At 61.0% G+C, this 19,073-nt stretch carries 16 protein-coding genes; 11 read left to right on the top strand and 5 right to left on the bottom strand.

What is annotated here, in order from left to right:
- The first annotated feature begins 6 nt into the window (after window positions 1-6).
- Genes ACMTA2_RS14150 through ACMTA2_RS14140 form a run of 3 tightly spaced genes read left to right on the top strand, consistent with a single transcriptional unit; the run spans window position 7 to window position 3,809 of the window.
- Window positions 7-309 (top strand): sarcosine oxidase subunit delta, encoded by a 303-nt coding sequence (locus ACMTA2_RS14150; RefSeq protein ID WP_413795310.1) that lies wholly within the window; start codon window positions 7-9, stop codon window positions 307-309.
- Window positions 306-3,203, top strand: coding sequence for a 2Fe-2S iron-sulfur cluster-binding protein (locus tag ACMTA2_RS14145; protein WP_413795309.1), 2,898 nt, complete (start codon window positions 306-308; stop codon window positions 3,201-3,203). The genes ACMTA2_RS14150 and ACMTA2_RS14145 overlap by 4 nt, the downstream gene beginning before the upstream one ends.
- A gap of 3 nt (window positions 3,204-3,206) precedes the next feature.
- The gene (locus ACMTA2_RS14140) at window positions 3,207-3,809 is read left to right on the top strand and encodes a sarcosine oxidase subunit gamma (protein ID WP_413795308.1); all 603 of its coding nucleotides are present in this window, start codon (window positions 3,207-3,209) and stop codon (window positions 3,807-3,809) included.
- 37 nt (window positions 3,810-3,846) lie between these two features.
- Here ACMTA2_RS14140 and ACMTA2_RS14135 read toward each other — a convergent pair whose 3' ends face one another.
- Window positions 3,847-4,761: a LysR substrate-binding domain-containing protein gene (locus tag ACMTA2_RS14135; RefSeq protein WP_413795652.1), complete on the bottom strand. Its 915-nt coding sequence runs from the start codon at window positions 4,759-4,761 to the stop codon at window positions 3,847-3,849.
- A 185-nt stretch (window positions 4,762-4,946) separates the two neighbouring features.
- Here ACMTA2_RS14135 and ACMTA2_RS14130 point away from each other — a divergent pair, with 185 nt between their 5' ends.
- From ACMTA2_RS14130 to ACMTA2_RS14100, 7 genes are all read left to right on the top strand, one after another.
- A complete protein-coding gene (locus tag ACMTA2_RS14130) occupies window positions 4,947-6,467 on the top strand; it encodes an ABC transporter substrate-binding protein (protein WP_413795307.1) in 1,521 nt (506 codons plus the stop codon).
- Between the two features lie 101 nt (window positions 6,468-6,568).
- Window positions 6,569-7,486, top strand: coding sequence for an ABC transporter permease (locus ACMTA2_RS14125; protein ID WP_024077467.1), 918 nt, complete (start codon window positions 6,569-6,571; stop codon window positions 7,484-7,486).
- Between the two features lie 9 nt (window positions 7,487-7,495).
- On the top strand, window positions 7,496-8,398 hold the full coding sequence (locus ACMTA2_RS14120; protein WP_413795306.1) for an ABC transporter permease: 903 nt from the start codon (window positions 7,496-7,498) through the stop codon (window positions 8,396-8,398).
- A 31-nt stretch (window positions 8,399-8,429) separates the two neighbouring features.
- Window positions 8,430-9,440: an ABC transporter ATP-binding protein gene (locus ACMTA2_RS14115; protein ID WP_413795305.1), complete on the top strand. Its 1,011-nt coding sequence runs from the start codon at window positions 8,430-8,432 to the stop codon at window positions 9,438-9,440.
- A complete protein-coding gene (locus tag ACMTA2_RS14110) occupies window positions 9,437-10,426 on the top strand; it encodes an ABC transporter ATP-binding protein (protein WP_413795304.1) in 990 nt (329 codons plus the stop codon). The genes ACMTA2_RS14115 and ACMTA2_RS14110 overlap by 4 nt, the downstream gene beginning before the upstream one ends.
- On the top strand, window positions 10,423-11,847 hold the full coding sequence (locus tag ACMTA2_RS14105; protein ID WP_413795303.1) for a M20 family metallopeptidase: 1,425 nt from the start codon (window positions 10,423-10,425) through the stop codon (window positions 11,845-11,847). The genes ACMTA2_RS14110 and ACMTA2_RS14105 overlap by 4 nt, the downstream gene beginning before the upstream one ends.
- A complete protein-coding gene (locus tag ACMTA2_RS14100; protein WP_413795302.1) occupies window positions 11,844-12,998 on the top strand; it encodes a M20 family metallopeptidase in 1,155 nt (384 codons plus the stop codon). The genes ACMTA2_RS14105 and ACMTA2_RS14100 overlap by 4 nt, the downstream gene beginning before the upstream one ends.
- Before the next feature lie 516 nt (window positions 12,999-13,514).
- Here ACMTA2_RS14100 and mdeB read toward each other — a convergent pair.
- From mdeB to ACMTA2_RS14080, 4 genes are all read right to left on the bottom strand, one after another.
- Window positions 13,515-16,211, bottom strand: coding sequence for an alpha-ketoglutarate dehydrogenase (mdeB, locus tag ACMTA2_RS14095; RefSeq protein WP_413795301.1), 2,697 nt, complete (start codon window positions 16,209-16,211; stop codon window positions 13,515-13,517).
- Window positions 16,208-16,588 carry a hypothetical protein gene (locus ACMTA2_RS14090; RefSeq protein ID WP_413795300.1) on the bottom strand — a complete coding sequence of 127 codons (381 nt, stop codon included), beginning with the start codon at window positions 16,586-16,588 and terminating at the stop codon, window positions 16,208-16,210. The genes mdeB and ACMTA2_RS14090 overlap by 4 nt, the downstream gene beginning before the upstream one ends.
- Before the next feature lie 88 nt (window positions 16,589-16,676).
- Window positions 16,677-17,135, bottom strand: coding sequence for a transketolase (locus ACMTA2_RS14085; protein ID WP_413795299.1), 459 nt, complete (start codon window positions 17,133-17,135; stop codon window positions 16,677-16,679).
- 136 nt (window positions 17,136-17,271) lie between these two features.
- Window positions 17,272-18,288, bottom strand: a complete 1,017-nt coding sequence (locus ACMTA2_RS14080; RefSeq protein ID WP_072339314.1) for a 1-aminocyclopropane-1-carboxylate deaminase — start codon at window positions 18,286-18,288, stop codon at window positions 17,272-17,274.
- A gap of 199 nt (window positions 18,289-18,487) precedes the next feature.
- Here ACMTA2_RS14080 and ACMTA2_RS14075 point away from each other — a divergent pair, with 199 nt between their 5' ends.
- The gene (locus tag ACMTA2_RS14075) at window positions 18,488-18,997 is read left to right on the top strand and encodes an Lrp/AsnC family transcriptional regulator (protein WP_413795298.1); all 510 of its coding nucleotides are present in this window, start codon (window positions 18,488-18,490) and stop codon (window positions 18,995-18,997) included.
- Window positions 18,998-19,073 lie beyond the last annotated feature (76 nt).

Genomic DNA, 19,073 nt, shown 5'->3' with positions numbered 1-19,073 from the left:
CGGACGATGAAAATCATGACTTGCCCGCTCAACGGGCCGCGCAACATCAGCGAATTCACCTACGGCGGCGAGTTCAAGCCGATGCCCGACCCGGTCAACTGCAGCGATGCAGAATGGGCCGACTACGTGTTCAACAGCGATAACCTCGCCGGTGTGGTGCGCGAGTGGTGGATGCACACACCGTCCAGCTACTGGTTCCTGGCCGAGCGTCATACCGTCAGCGACGAAATCCTGCGCACCTTCGACCCCAAGGAGCTGTTCAGCAGCCGTGTCGAATTCAGTGCAGGCACCCAGGAGATTGCCGGATGAACCGCCTACCCGCCCCCATGGGCCTGCTGATCGACCGTGATCGGCCACTGGATTTCAGCTTCGACGGCCAGCACTATCAAGGTCTGCAAGGCGACAGCATCGCCAGCGCCTTGTTGGCTAACGGACGTTTCCTGATCTCCCGCTCATTCAAATACCACCGGCCGCGCGGCCCGCTGACCATGGCCGGCCAGGACGCCAACAGCCTGGTGCAACTGCCCCGCGAGCCCAACGTGCTGGCTGACGCTCATGCACTGTCCGCCGGTTTGCAGGTGACGGCACAGAACGTCAACGGCTCGCTGGACCATGACCGCGATGCCTACCTGGGCAAGTTCTCCAAGTTCATGCCGGTGGGCTTCTACTACCGCTCGTTTTACAAGCCCAGGGGCATGTGGAAGCTCTGGGAGCCGATTATCCGCAAGAAGGCCGGCCTCGGCGTGCTCGACCTGACCTTCCGGCCCGAGTACTACGACAAGGCCTACCTGTTCACCGATGTCGCGGTGATCGGCGCCGGGCCGGCGGGCCTGCAAGCGGCCCTGACGGCGGCCAATGCCGGGGCTCAGGTGCTACTCATCGAGCAACAACCGATCCTCGGCGGCTCGCTGACCTATGCCCGCTTCGACATCGAAGGCACCCGGGCCGAAACCCTGCGTCGCGAACTGCTGGCGGCTGTGGAGCAACACGCCAATATCCGGGTCCTCACCGAGGCCACCTGCAACGCTTGGTTCACCGACAACTACCTGCCGGTGATTCAGGGCAAGCGCCTGTACAAGGTCCGCGCCAACCAGTGCCTGGTGTGCAGCGGCGCCTTCGATCAACCGGTGGTGTTTCGCAACAATGACTTGCCCGGTGTCATGCTGACCAGCGCCGCGCAACGGCTGATGAAGTTGTATGCGGTCAAGCCCGGCAAGCGCGCTGTGGTGCTGACGGGCAACGACGACGGTTACCTCGCCGCGCTCGATTTGCATGACCAGGGCGTGGAAGTCGCCGCCGTGGTGGATATGCGTCAGGGCCCCGGCGATGAAGCCTTGTTGCAGGCTCTGACCCGGCTCGGCATTCCTTGCCAGCGCGCCAGCACCGTATATGAGGCACTGCATGAAAAAGGCCTGCGCCATGTCAACGGTGTCGATGTGCGCAAGATCACCGCCCAGGGCCAGGTTGCCGAAAATGGACAACGCATCGACTGCGACTTGTTGTGCATGTCCGCCGGCTACATGCCGGTCTATCAACTGCTGTGCCAGGCCGGCGGAAAACTGGCCTACGACGATCAGCGTGCCGAGTTCACCCTCAGCGGTTTGCCCCAAGACCTCGCGGTGGCCGGTTCGGTCAATGGTCGTCACCGCCTCGACAACGTGCTCGTCGACGGCGTGAATGCCGGAACGGATGCCGCGCTCGCGCTGGGCCTGGTGGTGGGTGCACAGCGTCCCGCCTTCGGCGACGAGGCTCGAGTCAACTTCAACTGGCCGATCTTTCCCCATCCCAAGGGCAAGGATTTCGTCGATTTCGACGAGGACCTGCAAGTCGCCGACATCGTCAACGCCACCAGGATCGGCTACCGCGACGTACAACTGGTCAAGCGCTATTCCACTGTCGGCATGGGGCCGTCCCAGGGCCGTCATTCGGCGTTGCCAACCGCGCGATTGGTGGCCTGGGCCACCCAGCGCAACATCAGCGAAACCGGCGTCACCACGGCACGGCCACCGTTCGTGGCCGAGAAGCTCGCCCATGTGGCCGGCCGGGCGTTCGACCCGTACCGGCAGACGCCGATGCATGCCCGACACCTGCAAGCCGGGGCGAAGATGATGCCCGCCGGCATCTGGCAACGCCCGGCCTACTACGGCAGCGCCCAGGATCGCGAGGCCTGCATGCAAGCCGAAGCCCTGCATGTGCGCAACAAGGTCGGCATCATCGACGTCTCGACCCTTGGCGGTCTGGATGTACGCGGCCCGGATGCCGCCGAGCTGCTCAATCGGATGTACACCTTTGCCTTTCTCAAGCAGCCGGTCGGCCGCTCCCGTTATGCATTGATGACCAACGAGCACGGCGTGGTGATCGACGACGGCGTGTGCGCGCGTTTCGCCGAGAATCACTTCTACGTCACCGCCACCACCAGCGGGGTCGACCGCATCTATCAGCAGATGCTCAAGTGGAACGCGCAGTGGCGCCTCGACGTGGACGTCGCCAACGTCACCGCCGCCATCTGTGCGGTCAACGTTGCCGGGCCGGATTCGCGCAAAGTGCTGGAAACAGTCTGCACCGATCTGGACCTGAGCGCCGAAGCCTTCCCTTATCTGGCCGTGCGTCAGGGCACAATCGCCGGCATCAAGGCGCGACTGCTGCGGGTCGGTTTTGTCGGTGAACTGGGCTATGAAATCCACGTGCCGGCGCGTCACGGGCTCAAGCTCTGGGACGCGCTGATGGAAGCTGGCAAAGCCCATGACATGCGCCCGTTCGGCGTCGAAACCCAGCGTCTGCTGCGCCTGGAAAAAGGCCATGTGATCATCAGCCAGGACACCGATGGCATGACCCACCCGGCGGAAATCGACATGGGCTGGGCGGTCAGCCGCAACAAGCCATTCTTTGTCGGCCGCCGCTCGGTGGACATCCTCGAAGCCCAGCCGCTCAAACGCAAACTGGTGGGTTTCACCTTGCCCAAAGGCAGTGCGCAGCCGCTGGAGGGGCATCTGGTCCTCGACGGCCCGGACATCAGCGGCAACGTCACCTCCTGCGAATATTCCGCAAGCCTTGGCAAGATCATCGGGCTGGCCTACGCCGCCAGCCACCAGAGCGCACCGGGCCAGCAGATTCCGATCCGCGTCGAGGGCGGGATCGTCGTCCAGGCCACGGTGGTGCAATTACCCTTCTTCGATCCTGAAAACCAGCGGCAGGAGCTTTAATTCATGTCCAGTCTGAACGCACAAGAGATGATCACGCCATGCCCGGTTGCCCACCCGCAGGCCTGCACGCTGGTGGACCAGACCGACCTGCCCCGGGTGGGTTTTCGTGGCGCGCAAGCAGCCGATTACCTGGAGGCTCGCGGCTTTATCCTGCCGCAGTCCCCCAATCGGTCCGTCCTCCAGGCTGACGGTAGCCAGGTGGCACGCCTGTCACAGACTGAATACCTGCTGTTGGGAAGCGTCGAGGATCAAGGCGAGCGAATCGCCGATGAGGAAGCACGCTGGGAACTCGACCACCGGGCCAACTACCTGCTGCCCCGCCAGGACAGCCATGCCTGCTTCCTGCTGAGCGGCGCCCCCATCGCCCAGGTCATGGCCAAGCTGTGCGGCGTCGACCTGAGCCGGCAGGCCTTCGCCCCCGGTGCGGTGGCGCAGACTTCGGCGGCGCGAATCAACGTGATCATCATCCATTGCGCAACCGACGACCGCCCGGCATTCCTGCTTCTCTGTGACCGTGCGTCGCGCGCCTACTTCCACGACGCACTGCTCGATGCTCTGGAGGAGTTCTCAGCACTTGCAATGGAGAACGCATCCGGGAACCCATGACAACGTGGGCCACGACAACAACACTTGTTCACCCGACTCAGCGCTTCGCTTTCGCCAGATCTGCAATCAGAAAATCCCTGAATGCACGAACCGCTGCCGGTAAATTGCGGCCAGCCATGCTTTGCAGTTCGATGCGTCGTGCCTGCATGCCTTCGTCAAGGATCGGCACGCATTGCAGGACCTTGTCCGCCACCTGCTTTTGCAAGGTCATTTCGCTGGCCAGGCTGATAACGCCTTCTTCGCGGACGAAGCTATAGAGCGCCGCCACGTAATTAGTGGTCAACACCGGGTCGAACAACAACCCCTGGACACCGCAACAGATGTCGAATAGCTGACGTATCGTGGTGTCGGCCTTGGGTAACGCAATGGGCCAGGGCTGCAGCTCGGCGAGGCTGACCGCTTCACGCCCGGCCAAGGGATGGGAATTGGCGACCACGGCAAAAATCGCCCCGCTCAGGACATGTTCGACCTTGATTTCCCTTTGCGGCGTCAGGCTGAAGGTCATCGCGAGATCGGCTTCGCCGGAACGCACCTTCTCGGTCGCTTCGGCAGGCGCACAGACCTCCAGCGTGAAATGAATGCCCTGATACTCACGCCTGAACGCGCTGATGCTCCTGGGCATGTATTCCAGTGCAAACCCTTCCGAACAGGCAACGTGTACATGGCCCCGCTGCAAACCATGCAGCTCGGTAATCTCCAGCACCACCTGCTCGGCCTCAAGCTGAGACTTGCGCGCATAGGCCGCCAGTCGCGCCCCCGCCTCGCTGAGCACCATGCCTCGGGCACGACGCTCAAACAGGCTGGCATCCAGAGCCAACTCGAGCTTGGAAATTTGTCGGCTCACCGCTGAGGCAGCGACATTCAGGCGCATTGAAGCTTCGCTGATCGATCCGCATCGCGCCACCTCCAGAAAATAACGCAGTGCCGTGGACTGCACACCATACAGCTGCATCGGCGCCCCCAGGCGTTGCCTTTTCGGCAACGTAAGTATCGAAATATTATTCTTGTGGCATTGATATCGTTTCCCTACATTCGTGTCTAGACCAAAAAAACATGACCTGACCTTCTCATCCTCTTTTACGCATTTGCGATTCGCTGCCCTTTGATTCAACCACTCTCGCCAACGGAGACGACGGCATGGGCATCAAAGGTTTCGCCTGCAGTATTGCGCTGACAGGCCTCATCAGCAGTTTTCCGGCTCATGCCGGTAAAGCCAACGACACCCTGGTTTACGCTTCCGACAGCGAGCCTGAAAACATCAGTCCCTATCACAACGATTTGCGCGAAGGTGTGATTCTCGGCCGGCTGATCTGGGACAACCTGATCTACCGCGATCCCAACAGCGGCGAATACAAACCCATGCTGGCCACCGGCTGGAAACAGGTCGACGACACCACCATCGACTTTGAGCTGCGCAAGGGCGTCAAATTTCACAACGGCGACGCCTTCACTGCCGACGACGTGGTGTTCACCCTCAACTACGTGGTGTCGCCCGAAGCGAAAGTCGTTACCGTGCAAAACGTAGACTGGATCAAGAGCGCCGAAAAAACCGGTGACTACAGCGTCCGCCTGCATTTGAAGAAACCCTTCCCTCCGGCGCTGGAATACCTGTCCAATGCCGTTCCGATGTACCCCAAGCAGTACTTCGAGAAGGTCGGCCTGGCCGAATTCAGCCGCAAGCCAATCGGTACCGGACCGTATAAAGCGGTGTCGGTGGTGGCTGGCGAAGGCGTGACCATGGCGATCAACAAGGACTACTTCCCGGACAGCCCACAAGGCAAGCCCCATATCGGTCACCTGAAATTCCGAGTGATTCCAGATGCGGAAACCCGCCTGGCCGAGTTGATGACCGATGGTGTCGACTGGACCTGGCGCGTGACCTCGGATCAGGCCGTCGATCTCAAAGGTATGTCGAACCTGACCGTGACCAGCGGCGAAACCATGCGCATCGGCTTCCTGATTCTTGATGCCCGGGGCACCTCCACGGAAAACTCGCCCATGAAAAACCTCAAGGTGCGTCAGGCCATCAACCATGCGATCAACCGCAATGCGCTGGCCACGCAATTGGTGGGAGGCGAAGCCAAACCCTTGCAGGTTGCCTGTTATCCGGGCCAGTTCGGCTGCGATACCACCGCGGCCACGGTCTACGACTATGACCCGGCCAAGGCCAAGGCGCTGCTCGCCGAGGCCGGTTACCCAAATGGCTTCGAGACAGAAATCTTCGCCTATCGCGACCGCGATTACGTCGAAGCCATCATCGGTAACCTGCGCGCCGTGGGCATCAACGCCAAGCTTCGCTTCTTGAAGTACGCCGCCCTGCGCGATCAGCAACGTGGCGGCAAGGTGCCCATGTCGTTTCAAGCCTGGGGCTCGTTCTCGATCCTCGACACTTCGGCGTCGGCCGGCACCTGGTTCAAGGGCAACCCGGACGACAACATCAAGGATCCGCAAGTCCAGAGCTGGCTGCAGACCGCTGACAACGCCCTCGACCCGCAGCTGCGCAAGGACAACTACCGCAAGGCGTTGCAGCGCATCAGCGAACAGGCGTACTGGGCGCCGCTGTTCAACTACTCGATGAACTACGCCTACACCTCCGAATTGGCGTTCACGCCATATCCGGATGAGCTGCCGCGTTTCGTCCAGTCCAGCTGGAAGTGATCCGCGACCGAGCGGATTGATCGAGAGGTGCCGTGGCTTGCGGACTGACCCGCACCACGGATACCTCCTCACATGCCATCCATTGGATAAGGAAACTTGCCATGCTTGGATTCCTTCTGCGCCGGCTGGGCATCGCTATTTGCGTCGCCATTACCGTGTCGGTGATCAGCTTTTCTCTTTTGCACCTGTCCGGCGACCTGGCCACGGCCATTGGCGGACCGGAAGCCACCAGCGAACAGATCGAACAAATCCGCGTGCAATACGGTTTGAACAAACCGCTGCCGACCCAGTACTTCAACTGGCTGGGCGATTTGCTGCGGCTGGACCTGGGCAACTCTTTTTTCTTCCAGGAATCGGTCTACAACCTCGTCGCCAGCCGCTTGCCGATTACCCTCGGGCTAGGGGCCATGGCGCTGGGCATCGCCTTGCTGGTAGCGATTCCACTGGGCGTGCTGGCGGCGGTCAAACGCGACACCTGGGTCGACCGCCTGGCCTTGAGCATCGCGGTACTGGGCCAGGCCATGCCCAGTTTCTGGTTTGCACTGATGTTGATCGTGGTGTTCGCGGTGACGCTCAAGTGGCTGCCGGTGTCCGGCAATTCGACCCTGCTGCACTTCGTCATGCCGGCCATTGCCTTGGGCTACTACGCGACGCCGGCAATCATGCGCCTGACCCGTGCGGGCATGCTTGATGTGCTCAGTTCCGATTACATCCGCACCGCCCGCGCCAAGGGCCTGCGCCCTGCCCGCGTGTTGTTCAAGCACGCACTGCGCAACGCCTTGATCCCGGTCGTGGCGCTGGCGGCGGTGGAATTCGGCTTCATGCTCGGCGGTTCGGTGGTGATCGAAACCGTGTTCTCCCTGCAAGGCATCGGACAACTCGCCTGGGATGCCATCGCCCGTGATGACTTTCCAGTCGTACAGGCCGTGGTCCTGCTCATTGCCGTGATCTACATCATCCTCACCTTGCTGGCCGATGTGCTCAACGCACTGCTCGACCCGCGCATTCGCGTGCGCTAGGAGGTTTACATGAGCACCCCCACGACCCTCGCGATCAATGACTACCTGCCACCACCCAGCAGCCTGGGTCGAGTCCTTGGCAAGAGCTTTCGTCACCGAGGTTTCGCCATCGGCGCGGCGTTGTTGCTGATCATCTTCGCCGGTGCACTGTTCGCGCCGTGGCTGGCGCCTTACGACCCGTATGCACAAGACGTGATGTTGCGCATGAAACCGCCGGTGTGGATGGCCAACGGCACCTGGGAATACGTCCTCGGCACCGACAAGCTGGGCCGCGATTACCTGTCGCGACTGCTCTACGGCGCACGTATTTCACTGTTCATCGGCATTGCGGCGGCGCTGATTTCCGGCTTTATCGGCACCGTCATGGGGCTGTTGGCCGGTTACTACGGCGGCAAGGTCGATGCGTTTATCAGCTACCTGATCACCACCCGGTTGGCGATGCCGGTCGTGATGGTCGCGCTGGCCTCGGCCTCGTTGATGGGCGGTTCGCTGAAAGTGGTGATCGTGCTGCTCGGCTGCCTGTTATGGGATCGCTTCGCGGTGGTGGTCAGGGCTTCGGTGCAACAGATTCGCGATGCTGAATATGTCGCGTCGGCCCAGGCGCTTGGCTGCTCGACCCTGCGCATTCTGGTCAATGAAATCCTGCCCAATCTGGTCGGCGCACTGATCGTCGTGGCGACGCTGGAAATGGCCCACGCGATCCTGCTGGAGTCGGCCCTGTCGTTCCTCGGAGTTGGCGTGCAGCCACCGACGCCATCCTGGGGTTTGATGATCGCGGAAGGCAAACCCTACATGTTCTTTTCCCCGTGGGTCATCGCCATTCCCGGCGTCGCCCTGATGATTCTGGTGCTGGGCATCAACCTGGTGGGCGATGGCCTGCGCGATCTGATCCTGCCCGACGGCCGTAACTGATAGACGGCTTAACTGAGAGAGGGTACCGAACATGGCACTACTCCATGTTGAAAACCTGCGCGTGGACATCCCCATGGGCAACAGCCCGACGCCGGATGACATGCTGCATGCCGTGCGCGGCCTGAACTTTGAAGTCGAACGCGGCGAAATGCTGTGCATCGTCGGCGAATCCGGCTGCGGTAAATCCCTGACGTCGCTGGCGCTGATGGACCTGTTGCCGCGCAAGGCCAAACGTACTGCGTCCCGGCTGACACTGGACGGTATCGACATGATCGGCCAGAGCGAACGGCGTATGTGCGACCTGCGCGGAAACCGTCTGGCGATGATCTTCCAGGAACCGATGACTTCGCTGAATCCGGCCTACAGCATTGGCGATCAGCTCAGCGAAGTGCTGACCCGGCATCGCAAGGTGTCGCGCAAGGATGCCCTGGTTCGCGCCGGGCAGATGCTGGAAAAAGTCGGTATCAGCAACGCCACCGAGCGCTTGCGTCAGTATCCGCATCAACTGTCTGGCGGTTTGCGCCAGCGGGTGATCATCGCCATGGCGTTGATGTGCGAGCCGGACCTGATCATCGCTGATGAACCAACCACGGCACTGGACGTGACCATTCAAGCGCAGATCCTGCGCTTGATCCGCGACATTCAGAAAGAACTCGGCCTGGCCGTGATCTTCATCACCCACGACCTTGGACTGGTGGCACGGATCGCCGATCGGGTCGCGGTGATGTATGCCGGGGAAATCGTCGAAACCGCCCCTGCCCTGCAACTGTTCGAAAACCCGCAGCATCCGTACACCCGTGGTCTGCTGGCCAGTATTCCAATCCCTGGCCGGACCAAACCGGGCGAGGCCCTGGGGTCGATTCCAGGCCTGGTGCCAAGCCTGGTAGGCGAACAGCAAGGTTGCGCGTTCCGCAATCGTTGCGGCCAGGCGATACCTACCTGCGCGCAAGACATCCCCGAAGTCGAGCAGGACGGACACATGGCGCGCTGCCTGTTCGCCGCACCGGCACCGATTCGCCTTCTGGAGCGGGCACGGTCATGAAAAAAGACATCGCGTTGGAGCTGTGCGACATCCGTCGCGAGTTTCGGATCAACAAGGGCTTTTTCAAGCCCGCCGCCACCCTGAAGGCCGTGGATGGCGTTTCCCTGCGCCTGATGCGTGGCGAGACCCTTGGCCTGGTAGGCGAGTCCGGTTGCGGAAAAAGTACCCTGGCAAAGATGCTGCTCGGTCTGTTGCCGCCTACCAGCGGCGATGTGCTGGTCAATGGCAACCATCTTGGCGCGACTGATCGCAAGGAAATGTCCCGGCACATCCAGCCGATATTCCAGGACCCGTATTCCTCGCTGAACCCGCGCAAGACGCTGCGCGAGATCGTGACCCTGCCGCTGATCGTGCACGACATCGGCAGCACCGCCGAGCGGCGCAAGAAGACCGAAGAGATGCTCGATGTGGTTGGCCTGCCCAAACGGGTCATCGACAGCTATCCCAGCCAACTGTCCGGCGGCCAGCGGCAACGGGTGGCCATTGCCCGGGCGTTGATCATGCGTCCTGACGTGTTGATCTGCGACGAACCCACCTCGGCGCTGGACGTGTCGGTGCAGGCGCAGATTCTCAACCTGCTGCAAGACCTCAAGCGTGAATTCGGCCTGACCTATCTGCTGATCAGCCATAACCTGGCGGTCATCGAACACCTCGCCGACCGGGTCGCGGTGATGTACCTGGGGCGCATCGTCGAAGAACGTACGCGCGAATCGTTGTTCGCTGAACCCGGCCACCCTTATACCCGCGCCTTGCTGGATTCGGTGCTCACGCCCGATCCGCGCCTGGGCATTCCCGAAATCGGCCTGCACGGCACCTTCCCCAATCCGATGTCACCGCCGTCCGGTTGCGCCTTCCATCCGCGCTGCCCGAGCTGCTTCGCACCGTGCAAAACGGCCTACCCGGCCAATGATTCAATTATCGGGGGCAACGTGCGTTGCCACCTTCACGACATTCCTGCCCAAACACTGGAGCTTGTCCACTCATGAGTCGCTCATTGGCCATCAGCAACACCACAGCGCAATTTGATAACGGCGCCTTTTTCAATCTGCTCGAACGTAGCGTCGCCTTGCACACCGAAAGCCAGGCAACGGACAGCCAGCCCGAGTTGTATCGCTACCTTCATGATTTCATCACCCCGCATGTCGAGGCGATGGGCTTCAGCGTCAAGATCCATGACAACCCGGTGGCAGAACGTGGCCCCTTCATGATCGCCACGCGCATCGAGCATCCAGAACTGCCAACTGTACTCAGCTACGGCCACGGTGATGTGGTACGCGGCTATGAAGCGCAATGGCGTGAAGGCCTGTCGCCGTGGCAAGTCATCGCCGAAGGCGATCGCTGGTACGGCCGCGGCACGGCGGATAACAAAGGCCAGCACCTGATCAACCTGACCGCGCTGGAACAAACGCTCAAGGCTCGCGACGGCAAGCTGGGTTTCAACGTCAAACTGCTGCTGGAAATGGGCGAAGAAGAAGGCTCGCCGGGCTTGAATGCGTTCTGTACCGCGCACAGCGAAGAGCTCGCGGCGGATGTTTTCATCGCCTCGGACGGCCCGCGCCTGGCGGCATCACGACCGACGATTTTTCTCGGCTCACGCGGGGTGTTCAACTTCGAGCTGGTGGTCAATTTGCGCGAAGGCGCTCATCACTCCGGCAACTGGGGCGGGTTGCTGGCCAACCCTGGCATCATTCTGGCCAATGCCATCGCGAGCATGGTCGATGAACACGGTCGGGTGAAAGTGGCAGGCCTGATGCCCGCGACACTGCCGGAATCGGTTCGCCAGGCACTGGCCGATATCGACGTCGGTGGCGGACCGGGCGATCCGCAAATCGACGCCCATTGGGGTAATCCAGAGCTCTCGCTGAGCGAAAAAGTGTTCGGCTGGAACACCCTCGACGTCATCGCCTTCAAGACCGGCAACCCGGACGCTCCCGTGCATGCAATCCCCGGCAAGGCCAACGCCCACTGCCATATCCGCTTCGTGGTGAACAGCGACTACACGACCTTTATCCCGGCTGTGCGTGCCCACCTGGATGCTCATGGTTTCAGCAATGTCGAGGTCAAGCAAAGCCACATCGATGTGATGCATGCCACTCGGCTGGACCCGCAAAGCCCATGGGTCAATTGGGCGCTCAGCTCCTTGGCACAGACCACCGGCAAAAAACCTGCGCTGCTGCCAAACCTCGGTGGCTCGCTGCCCAACGACGTGTTCGCGGACGTGCTCGGCCTGCCAACATTGTGGGTGCCGCACTCGTACCCGGCCTGCTCGCAACATGCGCCGAACGAGCACTTGCTGGCACCGGTGGTCAAGGAAAGCCTGCAAATCATGGCCGGTCTGTTCTGGGACCTGGGCAACGATGCGGCACGCCTGACCCAGGAACATCAGCTACGGGAGCAGGCGCAATGAGTGCCACGCCACAACAGGCGCTGGACTGGCTTGCCGACCAGCGCCACGCCATGGAAGCGCTGCTGCAGCGTATCGTTGACACCGACTCCAACAGCTATGACAAGGCAGGCGTCGACGCGGTGGGCGCGCTGCTCGCGGCTGAACTGGAAGCCGACGGCATCCTGCTCAAGCGCATGCCGGTCGATGATTTTGGCGACGTGATGCTCGCCGAAGTGCCAGGCGAACCTGGAAAGCCGGTGTTACTGCTGGGCCATCGCGACACGGTGTTCCCCAAAGGCACCACCGCGACGCGCGGCTACAGCTGCGATGGCAACCTCGCCTATGGCCCCGGCGTCGCCGACATGAAAGGCGGCCTGGTGCTCAATTGCTTCGCCCTCAAGGCACTCAAGCGCGCCGGCCAGTTGCCCTATCCGGTGCAGGTCCTGTACACCGGTGACGAAGAAATCGGCTCCGGCAGCGCCAGAGCCCATATCGAACAAGCAGCCCGTGCCGCCCGCGCCGTGCTCAATACCGAACCCGGCCGGGCCAGTGGTAACGTGGTCAGCGCACGCAAAGGCGGGGCCACACTGATCATCGAAGTCAGCGGCCGTGCGGCGCATGCCGGGGTCAACCATGCTGACGGAGCCAGTGCTATCGAGGCCCTGGCACGCAAGATCGTCAAGCTCCATGCCTTGACTGATTACTCGGCAGGCATCACGACTAATGTGGGCCTGGTATCCGGAGGCACGTCCAGCAACACCGTTGCGCCGAGCGCCTGCGCCCGGCTGGACGTGCGCTTTATCGAACTCAAGCACTGGGATCAGATCTTTACCTCAATCCTGGCCATCGTCGCCGAAGAAGAACTGATCGGCACCCACGCCATCCTCAAGGACGCAACCACCTTTCTGCCGATGGAAGCCCGTCACAGCGAACGATTGCTGCACATCTACCAACAGAACGCCCTGGCACTGGGTTTCAGCGTCGAAGGCGAGTTCACCGGCGGTTGTGCCGACTCCGGGTTCACCGCCAGCCTGGGCATTCCAACCCTGTGTGGCCTCGGGCCGGTGGGTGGCAAAGTCCATACCGACCGTGAATACCTGGAACTGGACACCCTGGTGCCCCGCGCCCAGGCGTTGGTGGCGACCATCCTGGCTGTTGGCCAGAGCAGTTGAGATAACGGGGCGTCGAGATCGAAGTCCAAAGCAAGAACAAGAGCAGGACACACCTCCAACCTCTATGTAGCTGAACCACCGCTATCGCGAGCAAGCTCGCTCCCACATGGATTCGCGGGTGTTCACAGCACCTGCACACGACACAAAAACCTGTGCGAGCTTGCTCGCGATGAGGCCTGCAAGCCCGACATCCCTGTGACTGAACCACCGCTATCGCGAGCAAGCTCGCTCCCACATGGATTCGCGGGTGTTCACAGCATCTGCACACGACACAAAAACCTGTGGGAGCGAGCCTGCTCGCGATGAGGCCAGCAAGCCCGACATCCCTGTGACTGAACCACCGCTATCGCGAGCAAGCTCGCTCCCACATGGATTCGCGGGTGTTCACAGCACCTGCACACGACACAAAAACCTGTGGGAGCGAGCTTGCTCGCGATGAGGCCAGCAAGCCCGACATCCCTGTGACTGAACCACCGCTATCGCGAGCAAGCTCGCTCCCACAGGAGGAAGCCGACCTCAAGCGTCCCAAGGGGCCACGGCGTCAACGTCAATGGCGTAGCGCTCAATGGCCTCGGCACAGACGCTGGCATCCAGACGCCCCTCATGCACCAGGGAGGTCAGCGCACTCAAGACGATCTGGTGGCGGTCCACTTCAAAGAACCTGCGCAGTTGGCTGCGGGTATCGCTGCGGCCAAACCCGTCGGTGCCGAGCACGGTGTAGTGGTCATCGAGATAACTGGCGATCAACTGGGGCAAGGCGCGCACGTAGTCGGTACAGCCAATGATGGGCGCCGAGTCGCGAAGGCATTCCTGGACATGACTGCATTGGGCAGGTTGTCCAGGATGCAGGCGATTCCAGCGCTCCACTTCCCGTGCCTCCCGGGCCAGCTCGGTGAAGCTGGTAACGCTCCAGACCTGACTGTCGATACCCCAATCGCTCGCCAGCAACTGGGCGGCGGCAATCACTTCGCGCAGGATGGCGCCGGAACCCAACAACTGAACACGTCCACGCGCACCCTCGACCTCATGCCGGGCGAACCGATACATGCCCTTGATAATGGCCTGTTCGACGCCTTCAGGAAGGCTGGGCTGCGGGTAGTTCTCGTTCATCAAGGTGACGTAATAGAACTCGTCCACCTGACGCTCCAGCATCTGGCGCATGCCGTGGTTCAGGATCACCGCGAACTCGCCGGCGAATGCCGGATCGTAAGCCCGACAATTGGGGACCATGGCCGCCATCAGATGACTGTTGCCGTCCTGGTGCTGCAGACCTTCGCCACCCAATGTCGTACGGCCTGCGGTGGCACCGAGCAGAAAACCGCGGGCCCGTTGATCCGCCGCCGCCCAGATCAGGTCGCCGATGCGCTGGAAACCGAACATCGAGTAATAGATGTAGAACGGCAGCATTGGCAAGCCATGCACCGAATAGCTGGTCGCCGCTGCAACCCAGGAACTGATCGCCCCTGCCTCGCTGATGCCCTCTTCAAGAATCTGGCCGTCCAGCGCTTCTCGATAACTGAGGATCGAACCAATGTCTTCCGGCTCATAACGCTGCCCCACGCTGGAGTAGATGCCGATCTGCTTGAACAGGCTCGCCATGCCGAATGTACGCGCTTCATCCGCCACGATCGGCACGATGCGCGGGCCCAGTTGCTTGTCCCGGAGCAAGCCGCTGAGCATCCGCACGAAGGCCATGGTGGTGGACATTTCCTTGCCTTGGGCGGCGATGGCAAACCCGGCGTAGCTGTCTACGTCGGGCACGGCCAATGACGCGCAGGTCGAAGGTCGCGCAGGCATGTAACCGCCCAACGCCCGGCGGCGTTCATGCAGGTAGCGCATTTCCGCGCTGTCATCGCTCGGCTTGAAGAAACTCAGCGAGACGGCCTGCTCGTCGGTCAATGGCAGGTTGAAACGGTTGCGGAACGCGATCAACGCCTCATTATCGAGTTTCTTCTGCTGATGCACGGTCATCTTGCCCTGCCCGGCGTCGCCCATGCCGAAGCCCTTCTTGGTCTGGGCCAGGATGACCGTAGGTTTCCTGCCCTCGAGCACTGCGCTTTGATACGCGGCAAAGATTTTCACCAGGTCATGACCACCGCGTTTGAGCCGGTCGATCTGCTCGTCGGTCAGGCCTTCGGCCACATGCGCCAGGGCTTCGTCCTGGCCGAAGAAATGCTCACGGTTGAAGCGCCCATCCTTGGCCGCGAACGTCTGGAACTGGCCATCGACCGTGGCCGACAATGCCCGGACCAACGCGCCGTCTTTATCCCGGGCAAACAACCTGTCCCAGTCGGAACCCCAGACCAGTTTGATCACGTTCCAGCCCGCACCGCCGAACAACGCCTCGAGCTCGTCGATGATGCGACCGTTGCCACGTACCGGCCCGTCCAGCCGCTGGAGGTTGCAGTTGACCACCCAGACCAGGTTATCCAGCCCTTCACGCGCCGCCAGGGTCAGCGCAGACATGCTTTCCGGCTCATCCATTTCACCGTCGCCAAACACCCCCCAGACGGTTCGCCCCGCGGTATTTTGCAGACTGCGGTGCTCCAGGTAACGCATGAAACGCGCCTGGTAGATCGAGCTGATCGGACCGATCCCCATGGAGCCTGTAGGGAACTGCCAGAAGTCCGGCATCAACCAGGGATGCGGATAACTCGACAACCCCCGGGCGCCATTGGCGCGCGCGCCGATCTCTTGCCGATAGTGCTGCAGATCCTTTTCTTCCAGGCGTCCCTCGAGGAACGCCCGGGCATAGACGCCTGGCGCCGAGTGCGGTTGGTAGAACACCAGATCACCGCCGCCGATTGGGGTGCGCGCCTTGAAGAAGTGATTGAAGCCCACTTCGAACAAATCCGCCGCGCTGGCATAACTGGCGATGTGTCCGCCCAATTCGCCATAGGCATGATTGGCCCTGGCAACCATCGCCAGGGCATTCCAGCGCATGATCGATGCCAGGCGCTCCTCGATGGCCAGGTCCCCTGGAAATACCGGTTGCTGCTCAACGCTGATGGTATTGATGTATGGGGTGCCATGGCTGGGCCGCCAGCCGATGTCCGACGTGCTTGCCACGGCCAGCAGCATGTCGAGGATCTGTTTCGCCCGGCCCGTGCCGCCATGGGCGGCGACGGAAAGCAAAGCCTCACGCCACTCGGCCATTTCTTCATCCTCGGCAGCCTGGCCCGGCCATGGGGCATGGAAATCGGACAGGTTCATAGGCAACTCCTGCAGGTGTCGGGCATCACTTCAAGGTGGCGCGAGTGGTTCACTCGGGCGAGGCGTTTTACCTGCTCTAGCGCATCAATGACGGAGCGTTCGGCCGCCTCGTCCGGTGCCACTGGGTAGAGGCATGGCTTACCAATGGAAAGGTCGTGCAAGAGGCGCTCATCAAGTTCACCGAGCACCACAAAACAGTAGTCACGCTTGGCCATTTGCACGCCAACGAGCTTGCCAGTCGCGGTGCTCACCGTATCGACATGGATCAGCGCAACATTGTCAAAACAGCTGAACCCCTGATGGATCAGATCAATATGATCGCTATCAAGTCCGCTCACGATGACCACGATACGCGTACAACTGGAAGGCTCGCGCATCCACCTCATTGCGTGGACACGCCCCTCGGCGGTTCGGCTCATAAGCATTGCCTTTCTTGTTTCAACAGGCGAATTGACGAGGACTGGGTTAAATGACGCCGCGGGCCTGCAGCACGCTTTTCGCTAGACTCCGGGTCGCCGATAACACTTCTTCCACCTGTCGATCCATCGCCGCAGTGGAGGAGGCTATTGCTCCAAGTTCGACGACACGCAGCGGGTGGCCGCAGACGGACCCCAGCCAGGTCAGGCCAGGCACCGTGCCGACTTCCAGTAGAAAGCTGTCGTGGGGGACGGAGCGCAACAGTTGGCTGGCATAACACGCGTCGCCCCCGGCAGACGGCTCCGGGCTGGACCCGACCCGTAGCCAGTCGACCCTCAATACCTCCGATTGCTTGACCGCTAGATAAGCCACCTGGTCCCAGTCGTCGATCGTCACGTGCAGCTTGTCGATCATGTATTTGGGCAACGCGGCGCTGGTCACGATGACCACCCCGGCATCCGGCGAAGGTTCCTTGATCCAGACGGCGGATTGCGATATCGCATGCATGGCGGTACTCCCAGCGGTGGGTTGCAGCCGCTTGCTCCGAGCGGCGATCCGACGATGAGGCCGTGACATTCAATATGAATGCCGACTGCCCCACCGTTTCGTGGGCAAGCGCTTGCCCACAGGTCATCGGCGTGAATCAGCCGTTGCGGAACAGGAAGCTGTAGGCATTCAGCGCCGGCGCCCCGCCCAAGTGCGCGTAAAGCACTTTCGAGCCTTCGGGGAACTCGCCACGGCGGACCATTTCAATCATCCCGTGCATGGATTTTCCTTCGTACACCGGATCGGTCAGCACACCTTCCAGGCTGCCGCACAGACGAATGGCTTCCAGCGTACCGTCGTTAGGCAAACCGTATTCCGGATAGGCAAACCGCGTATCGAGCACCACGTCCTCTTCGGTAATTTCGCGGCCCAACTCCACCAGCTCTGCGGTATGCCGGGCGATACGCAGAATCTGTGCCTTGGTTTTCTCTGGCTTGGCCGACGCATCAATGCCGATCACGTTCTTCGAACGGCCGTCCGCGGCGAAGCCGACGACCATGCCGGCCTGGGTACTGCCGGTCACGGAACAGACCACGATGTAGTCAAACGTGAAGCCCAGTTGTTTTTCCTGCTCCCGCACTTCCTCGGCAAAGCCGACGAACCCGAGGCCGCCATAGGGATGCTCGGAACAACCCGCCGGGATCGGGAACGGTTTGCCACCCTGCTCCACCACATCGCTCATGGCCTTTTCCCAACTGGGCCGGATACCAATATCGAAACCTGCAGCGTCCAGTCGCACGTCCGCCCCCATGATGCGAGACATCTCGATGTTGCCCACCCGGTCATACACGGCATCGGAGTAATTCACCCAGTTTTCCTGCACCAGCACACACTTCATGCCCAGGTGAGCGGCCACGGCGGCCACCTGGCGGGTCTGGTTCGACTGGATGCCACCAATGGAGACCAAGGTATCGCAGCCTTGCTCGATCGCTTCGGGAATCAGGTATTCGAGCTTGCGTGTCTTGTTCCCGCCGAAGGCCAGGCCACTGTTGCAGTCTTCACGCTTGGCATACAGCTCGACCTTGCCACCCAGGTGTTCACTGAGACGCTTCAAGGGCGTGATGGGAGAAGGACCGAAGGTCAACGGATAACGTTTAAAACGATTCAGGTTCATGACTCTGCTCCTCGATATTGGATATCCAAGCGCCAGACCGAAAGGGGAAAGACCGCATTCCGGGCTCTTTCAGGAGGGGCTTCGATGAGTTCAATATTAAGAAGAATTAGAAAAATATGTGTTGCAAGTTTCTGCCAATTAGAAAAACATAATTTCCGATGATCCACATAAAACTTATTTTTAATGCGTGGAATCCACCATGAAAGCAACAAACTATCACAAGAAGCCGGGCACTACGCTCCCGGTGCCGCACCCATTGGATCGAACCGACCGCGCCATTCTCAAGGTCCTGCAACGAGATGCCTCCGTCTCCAACGTGGCGCTCGCCGAGAAGGTGAAACTCAGTGCCCCGGCTTGCCTCAGGCGTGTCGAACGGCTCAAGCAGGTCGGCCTGATCAAGGACATCGTCGCACTGCTGGACAATGAAGCGCTGGATGCGGGGATGGTGGTCTTGATCGGCGTGGTGCTGGACCGCTCCACACCGGAATCCTTCGCAGCCTTCGAGGCGGCCGCACAAAAAGTATCCGGCTGCATGGAGTGCCATGTGGTGACGGGGGAATTCGACTACTTCATGTTGATACGAACCAAGGACAGCAACAGCTTCAACCGGCTCCACGCCGAGCAACTGCTCTACCTGCCCGGGGTTCGCCAGATTCGCTCGTTCATGGGGTTGCGCCAGGTCTTGTCGACCACCCACATTCCCCTTTGAGGCTCCAATCAGACCGAGCAGGCATGGGTTCGGTATTCATCGCTTATCCAGCGAAGCATCGAGAGGAAGACGCACG

Source organism: Pseudomonas medicaginis (genome assembly GCF_965119365.1).
Classification (GTDB): domain Bacteria; phylum Pseudomonadota; class Gammaproteobacteria; order Pseudomonadales; family Pseudomonadaceae; genus Aquipseudomonas.
Note: the sequence above shows the minus strand (reverse complement) of the source record. Positions and strands in the feature narration are given on the sequence as shown.

Coding starts and splice junctions, on each gene's coding strand:
- ACMTA2_RS14150 (WP_413795310.1), top strand. CDS start 7: ATGAAAATCATGACTTGCCCGCTCAACGGGCCGCGCAACATCAGCGAA.
- ACMTA2_RS14145 (WP_413795309.1), top strand. CDS start 306: ATGAACCGCCTACCCGCCCCCATGGGCCTGCTGATCGACCGTGATCGG.
- ACMTA2_RS14140 (WP_413795308.1), top strand. CDS start 3,207: ATGTCCAGTCTGAACGCACAAGAGATGATCACGCCATGCCCGGTTGCC.
- ACMTA2_RS14135 (WP_413795652.1), bottom strand. CDS start 4,761: ATGCAGCTGTATGGTGTGCAGTCCACGGCACTGCGTTATTTTCTGGAG.
- ACMTA2_RS14130 (WP_413795307.1), top strand. CDS start 4,947: ATGGGCATCAAAGGTTTCGCCTGCAGTATTGCGCTGACAGGCCTCATC.
- ACMTA2_RS14125 (WP_024077467.1), top strand. CDS start 6,569: ATGCTTGGATTCCTTCTGCGCCGGCTGGGCATCGCTATTTGCGTCGCC.
- ACMTA2_RS14120 (WP_413795306.1), top strand. CDS start 7,496: ATGAGCACCCCCACGACCCTCGCGATCAATGACTACCTGCCACCACCC.
- ACMTA2_RS14115 (WP_413795305.1), top strand. CDS start 8,430: ATGGCACTACTCCATGTTGAAAACCTGCGCGTGGACATCCCCATGGGC.
- ACMTA2_RS14110 (WP_413795304.1), top strand. CDS start 9,437: ATGAAAAAAGACATCGCGTTGGAGCTGTGCGACATCCGTCGCGAGTTT.
- ACMTA2_RS14105 (WP_413795303.1), top strand. CDS start 10,423: ATGAGTCGCTCATTGGCCATCAGCAACACCACAGCGCAATTTGATAAC.
- ACMTA2_RS14100 (WP_413795302.1), top strand. CDS start 11,844: ATGAGTGCCACGCCACAACAGGCGCTGGACTGGCTTGCCGACCAGCGC.
- mdeB (WP_413795301.1), bottom strand. CDS start 16,211: ATGAACCTGTCCGATTTCCATGCCCCATGGCCGGGCCAGGCTGCCGAG.
- ACMTA2_RS14090 (WP_413795300.1), bottom strand. CDS start 16,588: ATGCGCGAGCCTTCCAGTTGTACGCGTATCGTGGTCATCGTGAGCGGA.
- ACMTA2_RS14085 (WP_413795299.1), bottom strand. CDS start 17,135: ATGCATGCGATATCGCAATCCGCCGTCTGGATCAAGGAACCTTCGCCG.
- ACMTA2_RS14080 (WP_072339314.1), bottom strand. CDS start 18,288: ATGAACCTGAATCGTTTTAAACGTTATCCGTTGACCTTCGGTCCTTCT.
- ACMTA2_RS14075 (WP_413795298.1), top strand. CDS start 18,488: ATGAAAGCAACAAACTATCACAAGAAGCCGGGCACTACGCTCCCGGTG.